We start from the raw sequence: 17,037 nt of genomic DNA, 5'->3' as shown, positions 1-17,037 counted from the left end.
CGGGGACGAAGAAAGCCCTTTATCACGACGGGTTTTTCGGCTCCCACCCCTGACCTTCATCTGCCTTGACTGGCTCGGCGTCAACAAGACGCCAAGCGGGCCGATGCCACTGCGCCGTGTATGGCGCTTATTGTTTCCAATGAATTTTGATGAACTGAAGCTGGCTCCTGCCATCTTGAAGGCTGTGCACGAGCACGGTTACGACACCCCCACCCCCATCCAGGCGCAGGCCATCCCCGCCGTTCTCGACGGCCACGACCTGCTCGGCGGCGCCCAGACCGGCACCGGCAAGACGGCCGCCTTCACGCTGCCGATGCTGCACAAGCTCAGCATGAGTCGCAGCGCCACCAACAAGTTCGGCGGCACCGGCATCCGCGCCCTCGTGCTGACCCCCACGCGCGAACTCGCGGCACAGGTCGAAGAGTCGGTGCGCACCTACGGCAAATACCTGCAGCTCGACTCCACCGTGATCTTCGGCGGCGTCGGCATGAACCCGCAGATCAGCAAGCTCAAGAAGGGCGTGGACATCCTCGTGGCCACCCCCGGCCGCCTGCTCGACCTGCAGCAGCAAGGCATGCTCGACCTGAGCCAGGTCCAGATGCTGATCCTGGACGAAGCCGACCGCATGCTCGACATGGGCTTCATCCACGACGTGAAGAAGATCCTGGCCCTGGTGCCCAAGGAAAAGCAGAGCCTGCTGTTCTCGGCCACCTTCAGCGACGAAATTCGCGACCTGGCCGCCACGCTGCTGAAGAACCCGCAAAGCATCCAGGTCACGCCGCGCAACACCACCGTGCAGCGCATCACCCAGGTGATCCACCCCGTGGGCCGCGGCAAGAAGAAGGCGCTGCTCGCGCACATCATCAACGAGAACAAGTGGAGCCAGGTGCTCGTGTTCACGCGCACCAAGTTCGGCGCCAACAGCGTGGCCGAATTCCTCACCAAGAACGGCATCGAGGCGATGGCGCTGCACGGCAACAAGAGCCAGAGCGCGCGCACGCAGGCGCTGGCCGGCTTCAAGAGCGGCGACATCCGCGCGCTGGTGGCCACCGACATCGCGGCCCGCGGCATCGACATCGACGAGCTGCCGCACGTCGTGAACTACGAGATTCCGAACGTCAGCGAAGACTACGTTCACCGCATCGGCCGCACCGGCCGCGCCGGTTCGAGCGGCGAGGCCGTGAGCTTCGTGTGCCTGGACGAAGAAGGCTTCATGCAGGAAATCGAACGCTTCACCAAGCAGACGATTCCGGTGCAGCTGGTCGAAGGCTTCGGCCCTGAAGACGGCGAACGCGCCGAACCGATCGCCATGGGCCGCCAGACGATCTGGGGCGGCGCCGGTCGTCCGCCAAGCCGCGACGTGATGCAGGCAGCCGCCAAGGCCGCCCGCACCGAGATGCTGCAGCGCATCCGCGAGAACAAGGCCGGCCAGGGTGCTGGCAACGGCGGTGGCGGCGGCAATGGCGGCGGTCAGCGCCGTGGCGGTGGCCAGGGCGGCGGTCAAGGCCGCAATGCCAACAACGGCGGTGGACAGGGCCAAGGCCAGGGTCCGCGCGGCCAGGGCGCCCGCCCGCCGCAGGGCCGCGGCCCGCAAGGTCCGGCACGCACGCCGCACCATGCCCCGCAGCACCAACAGGGCCATCTGCCGCATGACGAGCGCCAGCCGCGCCATCACGGCAACAGCCACAGCCCGACGCAAGCCAACCAGGTCGCGCACCTGCGTGCCGAAGCAGTCGCAGGCGGTGCCGGCCAGCCGGATCCGTTGCGCACGAGCGTCGACCACATGGGTGGTGGCCGCGGACGCGGTCGCCCGGGTGGCGGCGGCGGTGGTGGCTACGGCGGCAACCGTTCGGGCGGCGGTGGCCGTTCGGGTGGTGGTGGCGGCTACGGTGGCGGCGGTGGTGGCAACCGCTCGGGTGGCGGTGGCGGCGGCCGTTCGTTCGGTCGCTGATATCCACGGGCAGAACACCTGCCCCGGAACATGAAGAAAGGGCACCTCGGTGCCCTTTTTCTTTGGTGCATCGGCACAATCGTTCCGCCATGCAATACATACCACCCAACTACGCCACCCTCTTCGTAGCCACCTGCAACCTCCTCAATCTCGCGGCCCCGAACCGCGTGTACTACGAGAACCAGGACGCCTACACCGAGCGCGAGTACGAGCGAAAAATCGACTGGACAGGCGAGCGCTTCCATGCGCTCAACGCCGACGTGCTGGCGGTGCAGGAGGTGTGGGACGAGTCGGCGTTGAAGGCGGCCATTGCGCGCAGCGGCCTGCGCTACGACTTCGTCTCGGTGCCCGGCGCCGAGAACACGCCGCCGCCCGGGAGCCCCGAGGGCACGCCGGCAAGGACGGGCGCACAAGGCACGCCGCGCGTAGGCATAGCAACGCGGCTGAAGGTGGACGAGGTCCGCTCCTTCGTCGACTTTCCACCGGGCTTCGGCGTCGACGTGCCCGGCCTCGGTCCGCACACGCGCTTCGAGCGGCCTCCCCTGCTGGTCACGGTGCGCATGAAGCACGGCCAGCAGGTGCATGTGCTCACGGTGCACCTGAAGTCCAAGCGCCCGAAGTTCCTGCAGGATGCGCAGGGCAACCACCTCGAGGACCGCGACGACCGCAAGATCGGCGTGATGGCGTCGCTGCGCTCTCTGCTGATGCGCGGCGCGGAGGCCGCGGCCCTGCGCTGCATCGTCATCGATCTGCTGCAGGGCACGAACGTGCCGCTCGTGGTGATGGGCGACTTCAACGACAACCCGCACAGCGTGACCACGCAGCTCGTGGCGGCCACCTCCGAAGTGGCCTACGACAAGGCCGCGCGCGATGTAGCGCTGTTCAACGCCTACGAGATGCAGGGCGAGTCGGCGCTCAAGAAGGACGTGGCGTACTCGCACATCCACCAGGGCTTTCCGGATGTGCTCGACCAGATCCTCGTGAGCGAGGAGTTCGTCGCCAGCAGCCGGCACAGCCTGGGCGACGTGCGGCGTGTCGACTACTTCAACGACCACCTGCACGAAGGGCGCGACCGCTCGCGCTCCGACCACGGCTTCGTGCGCGCCCTATTGCGGCTGCGCACGGCCTGACCCTGGCGACTCAGCCCATGCGGCGGCCGGTCTGCCGGTCGAACATGTGCACGCTCTCGGCCTCGATGGCCAGCCGCACCGTGTCGTCGGGTCCGGCGTCAACGCGGCCATGCACCGCGAGCACCAGCTTGGCTTCACCGACCTGCACCAGCAGTTCGGTCTCCGCGCCCGTGGGCTCGACCACGATCACCCTGGCCTCCACGCCGTGCGAGCCGCCGCCGAGCGTCATGTCGCCGGGCCGGATGCCGTAGTGCACCGGCTGGCCATCGGCCGCCGAAGTACCGATGGGAACCGGCCAGCGCGCGCCCTGCGACTCGACCCAGCAGTCGCCGCCCGAACGCCGCACCGTGCCTTCGAGGACGTTCATCGACGGCGAGCCGATGAACTGCGCGACGAACAGGTTGTCGGGCCGGTCGTACAAGTCCAGCGGCGTGCCGATCTGCTCGACGATGCCGTCGTGCATCACGACGATGCGGTCGGCCATGGTCATGGCCTCGATCTGGTCGTGCGTCACGTAGACGGTGGTGGTCTTCAGCCGCTGGTGCAGCGCCTTGATCTCGGCGCGCATCGCCACGCGCAGCTTGGCGTCGAGGTTCGACAGCGGCTCGTCGAACAGGAAAACCTTCGGGTCGCGCACGATGGCGCGGCCCATGGCCACGCGCTGGCGTTGGCCGCCCGAGAGCTCGCGCGGATAGCGGCCCAGCAGCGCATCAAGGTTGAGAATTTTTGCGGCCCTGGCCACACGCTCGTCGGTCACCGACTTCTCGGCGTTGCGCAGCCGCAGGCTGAAGCCCATGTTCTCGCCCACCGTCATGTGCGGGTACAGCGCATAGCTCTGGAACACCATGGCGATGTCGCGGTCCTTCGACTCGAGGTCGTTGACCACGCGGCCGTCGATGACGATCTCGCCGCCGCTGATGTCTTCCAGGCCCGCGAGCATGCGCAGCAGCGTCGACTTGCCGCAGCCCGACGGGCCGACCAGCACGACGAACTCGCCGTCGGTGATGTCGAAGCCCAGGCCCTTGATGATCTGGACCTTGCCGAAGGATTTCTCGATATTGCGAAAGGATACGGATGCCATGTGTTGTCCCTGAAATCGTTCAGCTCTTGACGGCGCCAGCGGTGAGGCCGCCGACCATGTAGCGCTTGAATGCGTAGTAAATAGCCGCGGGCGGCAGTGCGTAGATGAGGCCGGTTGCCATCAGCAGCTCCCACGGCGAATCGTCGGCCGACAGGAAGCTGCCCAGCGCCACCGCCAGCGTCACGCTCTTGTCGTTCGACAGCAGCAGGAAGGCATAGAGGTACTCGTTCCAGGCCAGCAGCAGCGAATACGTGCCCACGGCCACCAGAGACGGCACCATCAGCGGCAGGTACACGAGGCGGAACAGCTGCAGCGGCGAGGCGCCGTCCATGCGCGCGGCTTCATCGAGCTCGTAGGGCAGCTTGTCCGACGCCTGCTTCAGCACCCAGATGCAGTACGGCGAGGCGATGGTCACCATCGCGAGGATCAGCGCCCACTGGCTGTTGAGCAGGCCGTAGTTGCCCATGGTCTTGTACATGGGCACGGCCAGGAACGCCGCCGGAATGAAGTACGTGAACAGCGCCAGGTTCATCACCGTGCGCCCGCCGCGCACGCGCAGCCGGCTGATCGCGAAGGCTGCCGTGGTCGCCACGAAGAGCGTCAGCGCGCCTACCGACACCGCGATCAGCAGCGAGTTCCACAGCTGCAGCCAGAAGTGGTCGAGGTAGAAGTGCTTCTGCTGGAACACGATGCGGAAGTTGTCCAGCGTCGGATTCTTGGGCCACAGATGGCCCGAGGTCGCGGAGTCTTTAGACGAGATCGCGAACAGAACCATGTGATAGACCGGGATCAGCGTCCACAGCAGCACCGGAATGCCGATGAGCAGCAGCTTGGCCTCGGTCGCCACGGCCTTGGGGGTCCAGCGCTTCATTTCGAGAGCCTCTTCATCATGAAGTACACGAGCGGCAGCACCAATGGAAGGGCCACCACGATGGACGCCATCGACAGGTCGACCTGGTCGAGCCGCAGGTAGCGGATGCCCAGCGTGGCGAGCACGTGCGTCAGGTCGGCGGGGCCGCCGCCGGTCAGCAGGTACACGCTGTTGAAGTCGCCCAGCGTCCAGATCATCGAGAGGATCAGCGAGGTGATGTAGAGCGTCTTGAGCGCAGGCCAGCTCACGAAGCGGAACTTCTGCCACGACGATGCGCCGTCGACCGAGGCCGCTTCATATTGCTCGGTGGGAATGGCCAGCCGCCCCGCCACCAGGATGAGTGTCCAGAACGGCAGCGACTTCCAGATGTGCACGATCATCGCGAAGGCCAGTGCCAGCGAGGGATCGTTGAGCCAGTTGGGGCCATCGGCGCCGGTCAGGCGAAAGATGGTGCTGTTGATCACGCCCCACTCCGGGTTCAGCATGAAGCGGATCGACAGGATGGTCGGAATCGAGGGCATCGCCCACGGCAGGATGAAGATCGCCGAGATGATCTTGATCCACCAGCGAGACGTTACGAAGAAGCCCGAGAGCACCAGCGCCACGAGCATCTTGATGTTGATCGCCACGACCAGGAAGATGGCCGTGTTGACCACCGAACGGAAGAAGATCGGATCTTCGACCAGCTTCACGTAGCTTTGCGGATGGCGGGCGAGCCAAAGCCCGTAGCCCACCGGGTACAGCACGAACACCACGAACACCAGCAGGTAGGGCACGACCATGACCGCGCCCCAGAACTGCCAGCGCGCATGCCGCGCCCCGAGATTGACGACAGGCGCCGATGTGGTCGACGCGGTGGCGGTGGCAGTGGCGCTCATGGCATGCAGCTGCTGTTGTTGACGGGTGCCGTGCGTGCGCGGCTTACTGCCCCGCCACCGTCTTGATGCGCGCGATCATCTCGTCCACGGCCTTGTCCACCGGCACCTTGTCGGTCACGACGCGGCTCATGGCCTTGGCCCAGACGTTCTCGTTGTTCAGCACGGTGAACTTGTAGTTCTTGGTGAATTCGAAGGTCACGGTGCCGGAGGCGTACTGGTTGTAGACCGAGAGGCGGTGCGGGTCGGCCTTCCAGAAGTCACGCTGCTGCGCGGTCTTGGTCACCGGGAACCAGCGGCCCAGCGAACCCTCGACGTACGGTGTGAGGTTTTCTTCCTGCAGCAGGAAGGTGACGAACTCCTTGGCGCGAGCCTTGTTCTTCGCGTCCTTGAACACCACGCCGGTCTTCACGGCCGTGCGGTAGACCATCTTGCTGCCGTCGGGCTTGCTCGGAAAGCCTGCCGTGCGGATGCGCTCGGTGTAGTTCTTGCGCGCTTCTTCACGCTGCTCGGGCGTGAGCGAGGCGTTGTTCGAATCGTCGAGCCACTTGGCGGCAATGGAGATGGTCGCGTTGTGCGTCATCACGGTCGTCTTGTTGTGGAACGCGACGTTGTTGTCCGGGTCCTTCCAGCTGGTGGAAGAAGGCGGCGTGCAGCCCTTGGTGTAGGGCGTGGTGTAGTCGGTCATGGCGCCGATCAGGCCGGTGCGCACCTTCGGGTCGTCGACCAGCAGCTTGCCGTTGTCGTCCACCAGCTTGACGTTGTAGGCGTCCATGAAGGTCAGGAACGAATAGAACGCGTCGCTCGAATCAACGCCCATCGGCATGCCGATGCCGAAGTTGCGCTTGCCGCTTTCCTTGCGGCTGGCGGGCTGCACCTTGTCGCACCAGAACGACCAGTACTCCTTCCAGGTGGTCGGGATGTCCGACTCCTTGAAGCCCGCTTCGGCCAGCATGTCGCGCCAGTACTCGATGTGCATCGTCTGCTGCTTGATCGGGAAGGCGTAGTAGGCCTTGGTCTTGGTCTGGTCGTTGTAGAGGTAGGTGGTCTCCAGCGTGTTGGGCGCGAAGCGGTCCTTCATGGGCGTGAGCACGCTGCTGATGTCTTCGAGCTTGCCGTCGTAGGCCCACTTGCCGGTGACCTGGAAGTCGTACACGTCGGCGTACGCCACGTCGGGTGGGCTGCCCGAGTCGAGCGCGGACACGGTCTTGGGGATCATGTCCTGGATCGGGTACTGCGACAGTTCGATCTTCACGTTCTTGTTCTTCTCCTCGAACTTCTTGATGGCGGCGAACAGTGCGTCGTCCTCCGCCTTGTAGAAGCCCTTGACCCACCATACGGTGAGTTTTTCCTGCGCGGCGGCGTGGCCTGCTGAAAGCAGGCCCAGCGCGACCAGCGTCGGCGCAATCAGCGACTTGACGAGTTTCATGGTTGATGTCTCCTTCTTCTCTTGGGTGGAATTTGCTCGGGGCGCGAGCGTAGGGTGAAAGAACCGGATGCGAACTGCGGACAAACGCGTAGATGGCGCAAATGCGACCAGCTAACTGGCCTTGAGCCTGGGCGGTGGCCTGCTCAGGCGCGGCAATCGCCGGCGCGAGCCCAACACGTCCTCAATGTCCTGACGCGCGCCGTCGATGAGACGAATGATCGCGAGCTCCGCCTTGGCCGGGTCGTGCGCGATCACCGCATCGAGCACCGCGCGATGCAGCGGCAGCGAAAGCGTGGGGCCGTCAGGCTTGGTGGTCGAAATTTCGAAACTGGTGCGCAGCAACGCATTGAGCACCTTGCTCATCTGCGACAGCATGCGGTTGCCTGCTGCGCTCAGCAGGCCGTTGTGAAAGCGCAGGTCGAAGGTGACGTAATCGCCGCCGTTCTCCACGGCCTCCTTCATGCCCGCGAAGGCGCTTTCTATTTCCTCGATGTCGGTGGCCGTGGCCCGCTCGGCCGCAAGCCTGACTGCCGCCGGCTCCACCACGCGGCGCAGGTCCTGCAGGTCGCGCAGGAACTCAGGCGTGAGCCCCGCGCGTGCCTGCCAGGTGATGACGTCGGGGTCGAACCAGTTCCACTTGTCCTTGGGCAGCACGCGCGTGCCGACCTTCGGTCCCGTGACGATCAGGCCCTTGGCCGCCAGCGACTTGATGGCCTCGCGCACCACGGTGCGGCTCACGCCGAGTTCCTCGCCGAGCACGGGCTCGGAGGGGATCGACGCGCCAATCGCATAGCGCCCCGCCACCACGGCTTCACCGAGGAGTTCGAGCGTGCGACCGTGGATGTTCTTGATCATGTGCGATGTGAAATCTGGTATCTCGCCGCTCGAAAACACTAAGGCTCCGGCGCATTGTTCACGCTTATCATATGATGATTGAAACCGCAGATCGGCAGGACAAACCCTGAGGGTTGAGCCCACGCATCGACAACAAAGAGAGACATTCCATGAGCACCGCCCCAAAGAAAAAACCCGGTGAACTTCGCAGCCAGCAATGGTTCGGCCGCCATGACCGCGACGGCTTCATCTACCGCAGCTGGATGAAGGGCAAGGGTGTGCCGCACGACCAGTTCGACGGTCGCCCGGTCATCGGCATCTGCAACACCTTCAGCGAACTCACGCCCTGCAACTCGCACTTCCGCACGCTCGCGGAGCAGGTGAAGATCGGCGTGTATGAAGCGGGCGGCTTCCCGCTCGAATTCCCCGTGATGTCGCTCGGCGAAACACTGCTGCGGCCCACCGCCATGCTGTATCGCAACCTCGCGAGCATGGACGTGGAAGAAAGCATCCGCGGCAACCCGCTCGACGGCGTGGTGCTGCTCATGGGCTGCGACAAGACCACTCCCGCACTGATGATGGGCGCAGCCAGCGTCGACCTGCCGACCATCGGCGTGTCGGGCGGCCCGATGCTTTCGGGCAAGTGGCGCGGACAAGAGCTCGGCTCGGGCACCGGCGTGTGGCAGATGAGCGAACAGGTGCGCGCCGGCACGCTCAAGCTGCAGGAATTCTTCGAGGCCGAGAGCTGCATGCATCGCAGCCACGGCCACTGCATGACGATGGGCACCGCGAGCACCATGGCCAGCATGGTCGAGTCGCTGGGCATGGGCCTGCCGGGCAATGCGGCCTACCCCGCCGTGGACGGCCGCCGCAACGTGCTGGCACGGCAGGCGGGCAGGCGTATCGTCGACATGGTTCATGAAGACATGAACATGTCGAAGATCCTCACGCGCCAGGCCATCGAGAACGCGATCAAGGTCAACGCGGCCATCGGCGGCTCGACCAACTTCGTGATCCATCTGCTGGCCATTGCGGGCCGCATCGGTGTCGACCTCACGCTCGACGACTTCGACCGCCTCGCCGCCGAGTTGCCCTGCCTCGTGAACCTGCAGCCGTCGGGCCAGTACCTGATGGAAGACTTCTGCTACGCGGGCGGCCTGCCGGTCGTGATCAAGGAAATTGCAGAGCACCTGCACAAGGACATCCTCACCGTCACCGGCCAGAGCCTGTGGGAGAACGTGAAGGACGCCGAGAACTACGGCCCGCAAGTCATCCGCACGCTGGCGGAGCCCTTCAAGGAGAAGGCCGGCATCTGCGTGCTGCGCGGCAACCTCGCACCCAACGGCGCCATCATCAAGCCCAGCGCGGCCACGCCCGAGCTGCTGGTGCACAAGGGCCGTGCGGTGGTGTTCGAAAGCGCCGAAGACCTGCACAAGCGCATCGACGACGAGAACCTCGACATCGACGAGCACTGCATCATGGTGCTCAAGAACTGCGGCCCCAAGGGCTACCCCGGCATGGCCGAAGCGGGCAACATGCCGCTGCCGCCGAAGGTGCTGCGCAAGGGCATCACCGACATGGTCCGCATCAGCGACGCGCGCATGAGCGGCACAGCCTACGGCACGGTGGTTCTGCACACCGCGCCCGAAGCGGCCGCGGGCGGCCCGCTGGCGCTGGTACAAGACGGCGACATCGTCGAGCTCGACGTGCCGAACCGTAAATTGCATCTGCATGTGAGCGACGAAGAACTGGCCGAGCGCCGCGCGAAATGGGTGGCACCGAAGGCACCGCTCGACTCTGGTTACTGGAAGTTGTACGTCGATACAGTTTTGCAGGCTGACCAGGGAGCCGACCTGGCCTTCCTGCGTGGTCGCCGCGGGGCATTCGTGCCGCGCGACAATCACTGAGATGACAAGACTGGTAGCAATCGACTGGGGCACGAGTTCCCTTCGCGGCGCACTGCTGGATGCCGGCGGCAAGGTGCTGGAAGAGCGCAGCGATGCGCGCGGCATTCTCACTGTGCCCGAAGGCGGCTTTCCCGCCGTCTTCGAGACGCTGTTCGGCGACTGGATGCGCCTTGAGGGCACGCGCTGCCTGATCTCCGGCATGGCCGGCAGCAAGCAGGGCTGGGTGGAAGCACCCTACTGCGCCTGCCCCGCGGGCCGCGTCGAAGTGGGCCGCAAGATCATCGACATCGATGCCATTCCCGGCGCCCGCATCGCGATCGTGCCCGGCCTGAGCGACGAGCATGCCGGCGTGCCCGACGTGATGCGCGGCGAAGAGGTGCAGATCTTCGGCGCGATGGAGCTCACCGGCCTGAGCGAAGGCGTCTTTGTACTGCCCGGCACGCACAACAAATGGGTCACGGTAAAAAAGGGCCGCGTCGCAGGTTTCCGTACCTACATGACGGGCGAGTTCTATGCGCTGCTGAGCCAGCACTCGATCCTGGCGCGCACGCTCGATGCATCGGCGCCGCTCGATGAAGCCTCGTTCCTCGAAGGCGTGACCCGCTCCGAAAACGGACACGGGCTGCTGCACAACGCCTTCGGCACGCGCACGCTCGCGCTGTTCGAACGCATGCCGAAGGAAGAGCTCGCAAGCTACCTCTCGGGCCTGCTGATTGGCGAAGAACTGCGCACGCAGTCGCTGCAGGCAGCCGGCGAAGTGATCCTGATCGGCTCGTCAACCCTCACGCAGCGCTACACGCTGGCCTTGCGTGCCACCGGCGTCGCCACACGCACACTGGGGGCCGAAGCCACCTGGGCCGGGCTGCATGCGCTGTCCGGCTTTCTCGATTCCGACAGAATTCCCGCATGAGCACCCCAACACCCCTCGACAAATTCGGCGCCGCGATGCGCGAGCTGCCCCTGGTGGCGATCCTGCGGGGCCTTACGCCCGCAGAGGCCGCCGACGTCGGCGATGCCATCGTCGAGCCCGGCTTCCGGCTGCTCGAAGTGCCGCTCAATTCGCCGCAGCCGCTGGAAAGCATTGCGCTGATGCGCAAGCGCTTTCCGCATGCGCTGGTCGGCGCCGGCACGGTGCTCGGCGCGCAGCAGGTGCGCGAGGTGCATGCGGCCGGCGGCGAGCTGATCGTTTCGCCCAACTTCAACGCCGAGGTCATCGCCGAAGCCGTACGGCTCGGCATGGTCTGCCTGCCGGGCGTCATGACGCCGACCGAAGCCTTCGGCGCGCTCGCTGCCGGCGCCACCGGGCTCAAGCTGTTCCCGGCCGAGCTGGCCTCGCCTGCGGTGGTGAAGGCGCTGCTGGCCGTGCTGCCGGCCGGCACGCCGGTGATGCCCGTGGGCGGCATCACGCCCGCGAACATGGCTGAATGGCGTGCGGCCGGGGCTGCCGGCTTCGGCATCGGCTCCGCGCTCTACAAGCCCGGCAAGCAGGCCGCGGCGGTGCGCGACGACGCGAAGAAATTCATCGCGGCCTGGACGGGCACAACCCTCGCCTGATCTACGCCCTTCCTGCGCAACAAGAAAAATGGAGAGCCCCTCGATGTCCGCCGATGCCACCTACGCCAGCCCTGCCGTCCGCAAGCTGCGCGAAGACCTCGCCCTGGCCCTGCGCGCCGCCGCCCACCACGGGCTGTCCGAAGGCGTCTGCAACCACTTCAGCGTGATGCTGCCGGGCGCGCAAGACCGCTACCTCATCAACCCGCGCGGGCTGCACTGGAGCGAGATCGGCCCCGACGACATCGTGCTGATCGACGTGCACGGCGAGGTGCTCGCCGGGCGCCATCGCGTGGAGCCCACCGCCCTCTTCATCCACGGCGCGGTGCATCGCATCACGGGCCATGCGGTCGTGCTGCACTGCCACATGCCGTACGCCACGGCGCTCACGATCACGGTCGACCGCGCGCTAGACCCGACCGCCAGCCAGAACGCCATGCGCTACATGAACCGCGTCGCCATCGACGCCGAATACAACGGCCTGGCGCTCGACGACGCGGAGGGCGAACGCATCGCCCGCGCGATGGCGGGCAAGGACGTGGCCTTTCTCGCGAACCACGGCGTGATCGTGGCGGGCGGCAACATCGCTCACGCCTACGACGACCTCTATTACCTGGAGCGCGCCTGCCTGCACCAGGTGATCGCGCAGTCGACCGGCCGCCCGCTGGTGCCGGTCAATGCGAAGCTGGCCGCGCACGTGGCGGCGCAGATCCAGGGCGAGCGCGAGCAGTCGGACCTGTTCTTCGAAGCCCTGCGCCGCATGCTGCCCGCCCCGCGCGGCTGAACTTCCGGCCGATACGGCCAATGGCCTACCTGCGGGACGTGTCTCGCGGGTGAAGTCCATTCACAATTGTGTCTGGACCGCGCCGCGTCCTGCGCGCACGGGCTTACAGCTCTTCATCCGAATTCGCTCCAGCCTTACACCAACTTCACACAACGCCGCGAGGATGAGGCTTCCAACCACAACCGGGGGATCACATGAAACAGCTTTCTTTTGCATTCGGCGCCGCGGCCCTTCTGTCGCTGGCCACGCTCACCGTTCCGGCCCAGGCCCATGCGAGCGGAAACTTCATTCAGGCGCAGGTGTACGTCGTGCCCGCACCGCCGCCTCCGCGCCGCTACTACGCACCGCCACCTCCGCCGCGCCACTATTACGGCCCCGGCTACCGCCGCGACCACTACTACGATCGCCGCTGGGAAGACGGCCGCCGCCATGGTGGCCGCCGAGACAACGACGGTGACGGTGTGCCCAACCGTTACGACCGCCGCCCCAACAACCCCTACCGCTATTGATGAAGACCCGGGCCGCGTGCCCGGGTTTTGCGTTCAGGCTGCGGCCCCGGCGTAGGGCGGCGTCGCGCTCGACAAGGTCTGCTTGAGCTGCCGCGAGACTTCGTCCGCCAGCACCTCGGGCCGCCCCGCCTCCACGCCCGCCAACGCCTGGCGCGCCACGTCGTCCGGCGAGGACTTGTCGCCCTGCACGTGCGCGGCCATGTCGGTGTCCATGTAGCCCACGTGCAGGCTCGTGACCTGCGTGCCCTGCCCGGCCAGTTCATTGCGCAAGCCGTTGCTCAGCGACCAGGCCGCCGACTTGGTCGCGCTGTAGGTCGCCACGCTCGGGAAGGTGGTCCAACTCAGGGCCGACAGCACGTTGATCACACCCCCGCCGCCGTTGGCCGCGAGCACGGGCGCGAAGGCCTGTGTCAGCGCCCAGGGGCCGAAGAAGTTGGTTTCGAATTCGGCACGCGCTGCGGCCAGCGCATCGGGCGAGCCGAGAAAGCTGGAGCCGCGCGAGATGCCCGCGTTGTTGACCAGCAGCGTGACGTCGCCGCACTCACGCACAGCCGCTTCGATCTGCGCGGGCTGCGTCACGTCGAGTGCCACCGGCGTCACGCCGGGCAAGGTAACGCTCTTCGGGTCGCGCGCCGCGCCATAGACCTTGCGCGCACCCGCCGCCAGCGCCGCCTTCGCAAAGGCCAGACCGAGGCCGCGATTGGCGCCGGTGATGAAGACCACGGAGTCCTTGATTTTCATGATGAGTCTTTCGTTGGTGAAGGTCGTTGGAAACTGTTCTCAGGCCTGCGCCACACGCCGCAGCAAGCCGTTGGTGGTGCGCGGCCAGCCCACGCGGCCGAACCATGCGCCGCCCGCGATGGCCGATGCGATCACGATGCCGTACACCACGAGCGCCACGCCCTGCGCGGCAAACACGCCGGTGAGCCCGCCGCCCCAGCGCAGCGCCAGCCAGCCGCCCGTGCCCGCCACCGCCAGGCGCGCGATGTTGCCCAGCACCGGCCACAGCAAGCGGCCCGCGCCCTGCGACGCGAAATACAGCACCAGCCCGACACCGAAGAAGCCATACAGCGGCCCCACCACGCGCAGGTAGTGCGCGCCGGTTTCGAGCATTGCCGGGTCGTTGCCGAACAGCAGCAGCCACGGGCGCGGGAACAGCGCGGCCGCAATGCCGATGGTCTCGGTCAATGCAAAGGCCAGCGCAGCGCCGGCCCAGGTAGCGCGCAGTGCACGCTCGCGCTGCCCAGCCCCCATGCAGGTGCCGACCATCGCAACAAGCGGTGCGCCGAGGCCGAACACCAGCGGCACCAGCAGGTATTCGAGCCGCGAGGCCGTGCCGTAGCCAGCCAGCGCGCCCGAGCCGAAATGCCCCGTCAGCGCGGTGGCGATGCCGATCGACAGGTTGGTCGCCACCGTCGACACCGCACCCACCAGCCCGATGCGCAGGATGTCGCGGAACAGCGGCCACCGCAGCTTGAGCGCGGCCAGCGTGGGCCGCAGCAGGCTGCGCGGCGAGCGCAGGTAGACGATGAGCGCGATAGAGCCCAACAGGTAGTACAGCAGCAGCGCCATCGCGCCGCCCGCGATGCCCATGCCCGGCAGCGGCCCGACGCCGAAAATCAGCAGTGGCGACGCCGGAATGAGGAACACCACACCCACCACCGTCACGTTGGCCGGCACCGACATGTTGCCGGTGCCGCGGATGATGGCCGAGAGCGAATTGAACAGCCACACCAGCGTAGCGCCCGCGAACACCCAGTTCGAATACGTGAGCGCCGCATCGAGCGCGGGCCCGGTGCCGCCCATGATCCCGTAGAGCCAGCGCCCGCCGAGCAGCAGCGCCAGCGTGAAGCACAGGCCGAAGCCCAGCGCGATGACGATGGCGTGCCACACCAGCGCATCGGCATCGGCGCGGCGGCGTGCGCCGAGCGCGCGGGCGATCGACGAGGCAATGCCGCCCCCCATGGCTCCGCTCGACGTCATCTGCATCAGCATGACGATGGGAAACACCAGCGCCATGCCCGCGAGCGCATTGGTGCCGAGCTTGCCGACGAAGTAGGTTTCGATAAGGCCGACGGAGGCCTGCGCCACCATCACCAGCACGTTGGGCGCAGCGAGGCGCAGCAGCGTGGGAACGATGGGTGCCTCGAGCAGGCGGCGCGTGCGCGGGTCGAGTTCGGTGGTGCTGTTTGAAGCGGTCATGGCGAAAGCCTCGATGCGTTCAGGCACGGGCCGCGGCGGCGGGCGTGACCGGCGAGCCAGCCTTCGCCGCCGGGCGGCGGATCATCATCACCATCAGCGCCGCCACCAGGCAGGCCGCACCGGCCGCGTAGAGCGCCGGTGTGTAGGTCAGCAGCAGCGTCCGCGCAAAGCCGGCGCCATAGGCGGCCGTGGCAGCGCCCAGTTGGTGCGCGGCAAAGACCCAGCCGAACACGAGGCCGACCTTGGCAGGGCCGAAGGTGGCGCCCGCGAGCTTGACGGTCGGCGGCACGGTGGCGATCCAGTCAAGGCCGTAGAACATCGCAAAGATGCCCAGCCCGTAGATGGTGAACTCCGAATGCGGCAGCCAGAACAGCGACAGCCCGCGCAGGCCGTAGTACCAGAACAGCAGCTTGCGGTTGTCATAACGGTCCGACAGCCAGCCCGAGAGGATGGTGCCGACGAAGTCGAAGGCGCCCATCATCGCGAGCACCGAGGCAGCAGGCACCGCCCCCATGCCGTTGTCGCCGCACAGCGAGATGAAGTGCGTCTGCACGAGCCCGTTGGTGCTCAGGCCGCAGATGAAGAAGGTGCCGGCAAGAATCCAGAAGGTGCGGTTGGTCGACACTTCCTTCAGCACGCGGAACGGCGTGGCGAAGTTCATCGCAGGCGCGGCAGCGGCAGGCGCTGCCGGCTGCGTGCCGGGCAGTTCGCCGTAAGGCAGCAGGCCGATGTCCGAAGGCCGGTTGCGCATGAGGCACAACGCCAGCACGCCGATGAGGATGCTGCCGATCACGATCGGCACGATGGCCGAGCGCCAGCCCCAGTGTTCGATCATCCAGGCCGCGAACGGCAGGAAGGCCAGCTGCCCGGTCGCCGAACTCGCAGTGAGCATGCCGATCACCAGCCCGCGCCGCGCGACGAACCACCGGTTGGCCACTACCGCGCCGAGCACCAGCGCCGTCATGCCGGTGCCCAGGCCCAGCATCAGGCTCCACAGCACGAACAGCTGCCACAGCTGCGAGGCCATGGTGACCAGCGCCATGCCCATGCCGACGAGCGCGAGGCCGGTGCAGATCACCGCGCGCAGGCCGTAGCGTTCCATCAGCACCGCGGCGAATGGGCCCATGAGGCCGAACAGCGCGAAGCGCAGAGCGAGCGCCGACGAGATCTGCTCGGTGCTCCAGCCGAACTCCTTGCCCAGCGGCTGCAGCATGGCGCCCGGCAGGCCCAGCGCGGCCGACATGGTCAGCATGGTCAGGAAGGTGATGGCGGCGACGATCCATCCGTAGTGGATGCCGCGGCGCTGGAGCCATGCGGAAACGGGGGTGGCGAACATGAGACCTCGGCTGTTGGAATGAGATGTGGAGGAAAAAAGAAAAACGGGTAGCCGCGCGTGACTGCTCGCGTGACGGTGTGTTGGGAAAGCGGTTTGGGTGGCGGGTCAGTCGTCGCCGTCGGGCACGTCTTCGGCGCCCAGCAGTTCCATCGACTCATCGATCAGCAGGTGCAGCGCCAGCACGCGCTCCACACCCAGCAGCGCATTGAGTTTTTGCTGCGCGGTCTTCCAGTGGGCCAGCGCCTCGCGCCGTTTCTCTTCGCCCTCGGGCGTGACCTGCACCAGCCGGCTGCGCGCATCGGCGCCCGCGGTTTGCGCGACCAGGCCCGCAACGATCAGCGGCTGCAGGTTGCGGCTGAGGGTCGAGGCGGTCATCTTGAGTTCGCCCGCCAAGTCGACCGGCCGCGAAGGGCCGAGCCGTGCGAGATTCGACAGCAGCGAGTACTGCGTGGTCTTCAAGCCGCTTTTCGACACCTCGGCGTCGTAGTACTGCGAAAGACGGCGCGACAGTTGACGCACTTTGAAACTGGTGCAGCCGCGTGGCTTGGTGGAGGTGTCCATGGGATATTATTGTATG

The 17,037-nt window shown here is 66.4% G+C and carries 16 protein-coding genes; 7 read left to right on the top strand and 9 right to left on the bottom strand.

Going from position 1 to position 17,037, the window contains the following annotated elements; all coding sequences use genetic code 11:
• Positions 1 to 139 precede the first annotated feature (139 nt).
• Positions 140 to 1,951 (top strand): DEAD/DEAH box helicase, encoded by a 1,812-nt coding sequence (locus ACSFBF_RS23480; protein WP_435471156.1) that lies wholly within the window; start codon positions 140 to 142, stop codon positions 1,949 to 1,951.
• Between the two features lie 89 nt (positions 1,952 to 2,040).
• Positions 2,041 to 3,081, top strand: a complete 1,041-nt coding sequence (locus ACSFBF_RS23475) for an endonuclease/exonuclease/phosphatase family protein (protein ID WP_435471154.1) — start codon at positions 2,041 to 2,043, stop codon at positions 3,079 to 3,081.
• A 10-nt stretch (positions 3,082 to 3,091) separates the two neighbouring features.
• Here ACSFBF_RS23475 and ACSFBF_RS23470 read toward each other — a convergent pair whose 3' ends face one another.
• From ACSFBF_RS23470 to ACSFBF_RS23450, 5 genes are all read right to left on the bottom strand, one after another.
• The gene (locus ACSFBF_RS23470) at positions 3,092 to 4,162 is read right to left on the bottom strand and encodes an ABC transporter ATP-binding protein (protein WP_435471152.1); all 1,071 of its coding nucleotides are present in this window, start codon (positions 4,160 to 4,162) and stop codon (positions 3,092 to 3,094) included.
• A 19-nt stretch (positions 4,163 to 4,181) separates the two neighbouring features.
• Entirely contained in the window at positions 4,182 to 5,033 is an 852-nt protein-coding gene (locus ACSFBF_RS23465; RefSeq protein WP_435471150.1) for a carbohydrate ABC transporter permease, read from the bottom strand.
• Complete coding sequence (locus tag ACSFBF_RS23460) at positions 5,030 to 5,911, bottom strand: carbohydrate ABC transporter permease (protein ID WP_435471148.1); 882 nt, start codon at positions 5,909 to 5,911, stop codon at positions 5,030 to 5,032. The genes ACSFBF_RS23465 and ACSFBF_RS23460 overlap by 4 nt, the downstream gene beginning before the upstream one ends.
• A gap of 43 nt (positions 5,912 to 5,954) precedes the next feature.
• On the bottom strand, positions 5,955 to 7,337 hold the full coding sequence (locus ACSFBF_RS23455) for an ABC transporter substrate-binding protein (protein ID WP_435471146.1): 1,383 nt from the start codon (positions 7,335 to 7,337) through the stop codon (positions 5,955 to 5,957).
• Between the two features lie 111 nt (positions 7,338 to 7,448).
• A complete protein-coding gene (locus tag ACSFBF_RS23450; protein ID WP_435471144.1) occupies positions 7,449 to 8,192 on the bottom strand; it encodes a FadR/GntR family transcriptional regulator in 744 nt (247 codons plus the stop codon).
• 149 nt (positions 8,193 to 8,341) lie between these two features.
• On the opposite strand from ACSFBF_RS23450, the gene ACSFBF_RS23445 reads away from it, so the two are divergent.
• From ACSFBF_RS23445 to ACSFBF_RS23425, 5 genes are all read left to right on the top strand, one after another.
• Complete coding sequence (locus ACSFBF_RS23445) at positions 8,342 to 10,078, top strand: IlvD/Edd family dehydratase (protein ID WP_435471142.1); 1,737 nt, start codon at positions 8,342 to 8,344, stop codon at positions 10,076 to 10,078.
• 1 nt (position 10,079) lies between these two features.
• Complete coding sequence (locus ACSFBF_RS23440) at positions 10,080 to 10,988, top strand: 2-dehydro-3-deoxygalactonokinase (RefSeq protein WP_435471140.1); 909 nt, start codon at positions 10,080 to 10,082, stop codon at positions 10,986 to 10,988.
• Positions 10,985 to 11,632, top strand: coding sequence for a 2-dehydro-3-deoxy-6-phosphogalactonate aldolase (locus tag ACSFBF_RS23435; RefSeq protein WP_435471138.1), 648 nt, complete (start codon positions 10,985 to 10,987; stop codon positions 11,630 to 11,632). The genes ACSFBF_RS23440 and ACSFBF_RS23435 overlap by 4 nt, the downstream gene beginning before the upstream one ends.
• Positions 11,633 to 11,660: 28 nt before the next feature.
• Positions 11,661 to 12,413 carry an aldolase gene (locus tag ACSFBF_RS23430; protein WP_435471136.1) on the top strand — a complete coding sequence of 251 codons (753 nt, stop codon included), beginning with the start codon at positions 11,661 to 11,663 and terminating at the stop codon, positions 12,411 to 12,413.
• Positions 12,414 to 12,607: 194 nt separating this feature from the next.
• Positions 12,608 to 12,922: a hypothetical protein gene (locus tag ACSFBF_RS23425; RefSeq protein ID WP_435471134.1), complete on the top strand. Its 315-nt coding sequence runs from the start codon at positions 12,608 to 12,610 to the stop codon at positions 12,920 to 12,922.
• A gap of 33 nt (positions 12,923 to 12,955) precedes the next feature.
• Here the strand turns inward: ACSFBF_RS23425 and ACSFBF_RS23420 are convergent, their stop codons facing one another.
• From ACSFBF_RS23420 to ACSFBF_RS23405, 4 genes are all read right to left on the bottom strand, one after another.
• Positions 12,956 to 13,663, bottom strand: a complete 708-nt coding sequence (locus ACSFBF_RS23420) for an SDR family oxidoreductase (protein ID WP_435471132.1) — start codon at positions 13,661 to 13,663, stop codon at positions 12,956 to 12,958.
• Between the two features lie 39 nt (positions 13,664 to 13,702).
• Complete coding sequence (locus tag ACSFBF_RS23415) at positions 13,703 to 15,124, bottom strand: MATE family efflux transporter (protein ID WP_435471130.1); 1,422 nt, start codon at positions 15,122 to 15,124, stop codon at positions 13,703 to 13,705.
• Positions 15,125 to 15,143: 19 nt separating this feature from the next.
• Positions 15,144 to 16,460 carry an MFS transporter gene (locus ACSFBF_RS23410; RefSeq protein WP_435471128.1) on the bottom strand — a complete coding sequence of 439 codons (1,317 nt, stop codon included), beginning with the start codon at positions 16,458 to 16,460 and terminating at the stop codon, positions 15,144 to 15,146.
• A gap of 105 nt (positions 16,461 to 16,565) precedes the next feature.
• The gene (locus ACSFBF_RS23405; RefSeq protein WP_435471126.1) at positions 16,566 to 17,021 is read right to left on the bottom strand and encodes a MarR family winged helix-turn-helix transcriptional regulator; all 456 of its coding nucleotides are present in this window, start codon (positions 17,019 to 17,021) and stop codon (positions 16,566 to 16,568) included.
• Between the last annotated feature and the right edge of the window lie 16 nt (positions 17,022 to 17,037).

Source organism: Variovorax nivicola, assembly GCF_051216475.1.
Classification (GTDB): Bacteria; Pseudomonadota; Gammaproteobacteria; order Burkholderiales; family Burkholderiaceae_C; genus Variovorax.
The sequence above is the reverse complement of the archived record's forward strand: the minus strand, read 5'-3'. Positions and strand labels throughout refer to the sequence as shown.

Bases quoted from the DNA above. Each gene is read 5' to 3' on its own strand.
- ACSFBF_RS23480 (WP_435471156.1), top strand. From the start codon at position 140: ATGAATTTTGATGAACTGAAGCTGGCTCCTGCCATCTTGAAGGCTGTG.
- ACSFBF_RS23475 (WP_435471154.1), top strand. From the start codon at position 2,041: ATGCAATACATACCACCCAACTACGCCACCCTCTTCGTAGCCACCTGC.
- ACSFBF_RS23470 (WP_435471152.1), bottom strand. From the start codon at position 4,162: ATGGCATCCGTATCCTTTCGCAATATCGAGAAATCCTTCGGCAAGGTC.
- ACSFBF_RS23465 (WP_435471150.1), bottom strand. From the start codon at position 5,033: ATGAAGCGCTGGACCCCCAAGGCCGTGGCGACCGAGGCCAAGCTGCTG.
- ACSFBF_RS23460 (WP_435471148.1), bottom strand. From the start codon at position 5,911: ATGAGCGCCACTGCCACCGCCACCGCGTCGACCACATCGGCGCCTGTC.
- ACSFBF_RS23455 (WP_435471146.1), bottom strand. From the start codon at position 7,337: ATGAAACTCGTCAAGTCGCTGATTGCGCCGACGCTGGTCGCGCTGGGC.
- ACSFBF_RS23450 (WP_435471144.1), bottom strand. From the start codon at position 8,192: ATGATCAAGAACATCCACGGTCGCACGCTCGAACTCCTCGGTGAAGCC.
- ACSFBF_RS23445 (WP_435471142.1), top strand. From the start codon at position 8,342: ATGAGCACCGCCCCAAAGAAAAAACCCGGTGAACTTCGCAGCCAGCAA.
- ACSFBF_RS23440 (WP_435471140.1), top strand. From the start codon at position 10,080: ATGACAAGACTGGTAGCAATCGACTGGGGCACGAGTTCCCTTCGCGGC.
- ACSFBF_RS23435 (WP_435471138.1), top strand. From the start codon at position 10,985: ATGAGCACCCCAACACCCCTCGACAAATTCGGCGCCGCGATGCGCGAG.
- ACSFBF_RS23430 (WP_435471136.1), top strand. From the start codon at position 11,661: ATGGAGAGCCCCTCGATGTCCGCCGATGCCACCTACGCCAGCCCTGCC.
- ACSFBF_RS23425 (WP_435471134.1), top strand. From the start codon at position 12,608: ATGAAACAGCTTTCTTTTGCATTCGGCGCCGCGGCCCTTCTGTCGCTG.
- ACSFBF_RS23420 (WP_435471132.1), bottom strand. From the start codon at position 13,663: ATGAAAATCAAGGACTCCGTGGTCTTCATCACCGGCGCCAATCGCGGC.
- ACSFBF_RS23415 (WP_435471130.1), bottom strand. From the start codon at position 15,124: ATGACCGCTTCAAACAGCACCACCGAACTCGACCCGCGCACGCGCCGC.
- ACSFBF_RS23410 (WP_435471128.1), bottom strand. From the start codon at position 16,460: ATGTTCGCCACCCCCGTTTCCGCATGGCTCCAGCGCCGCGGCATCCAC.
- ACSFBF_RS23405 (WP_435471126.1), bottom strand. From the start codon at position 17,021: ATGGACACCTCCACCAAGCCACGCGGCTGCACCAGTTTCAAAGTGCGT.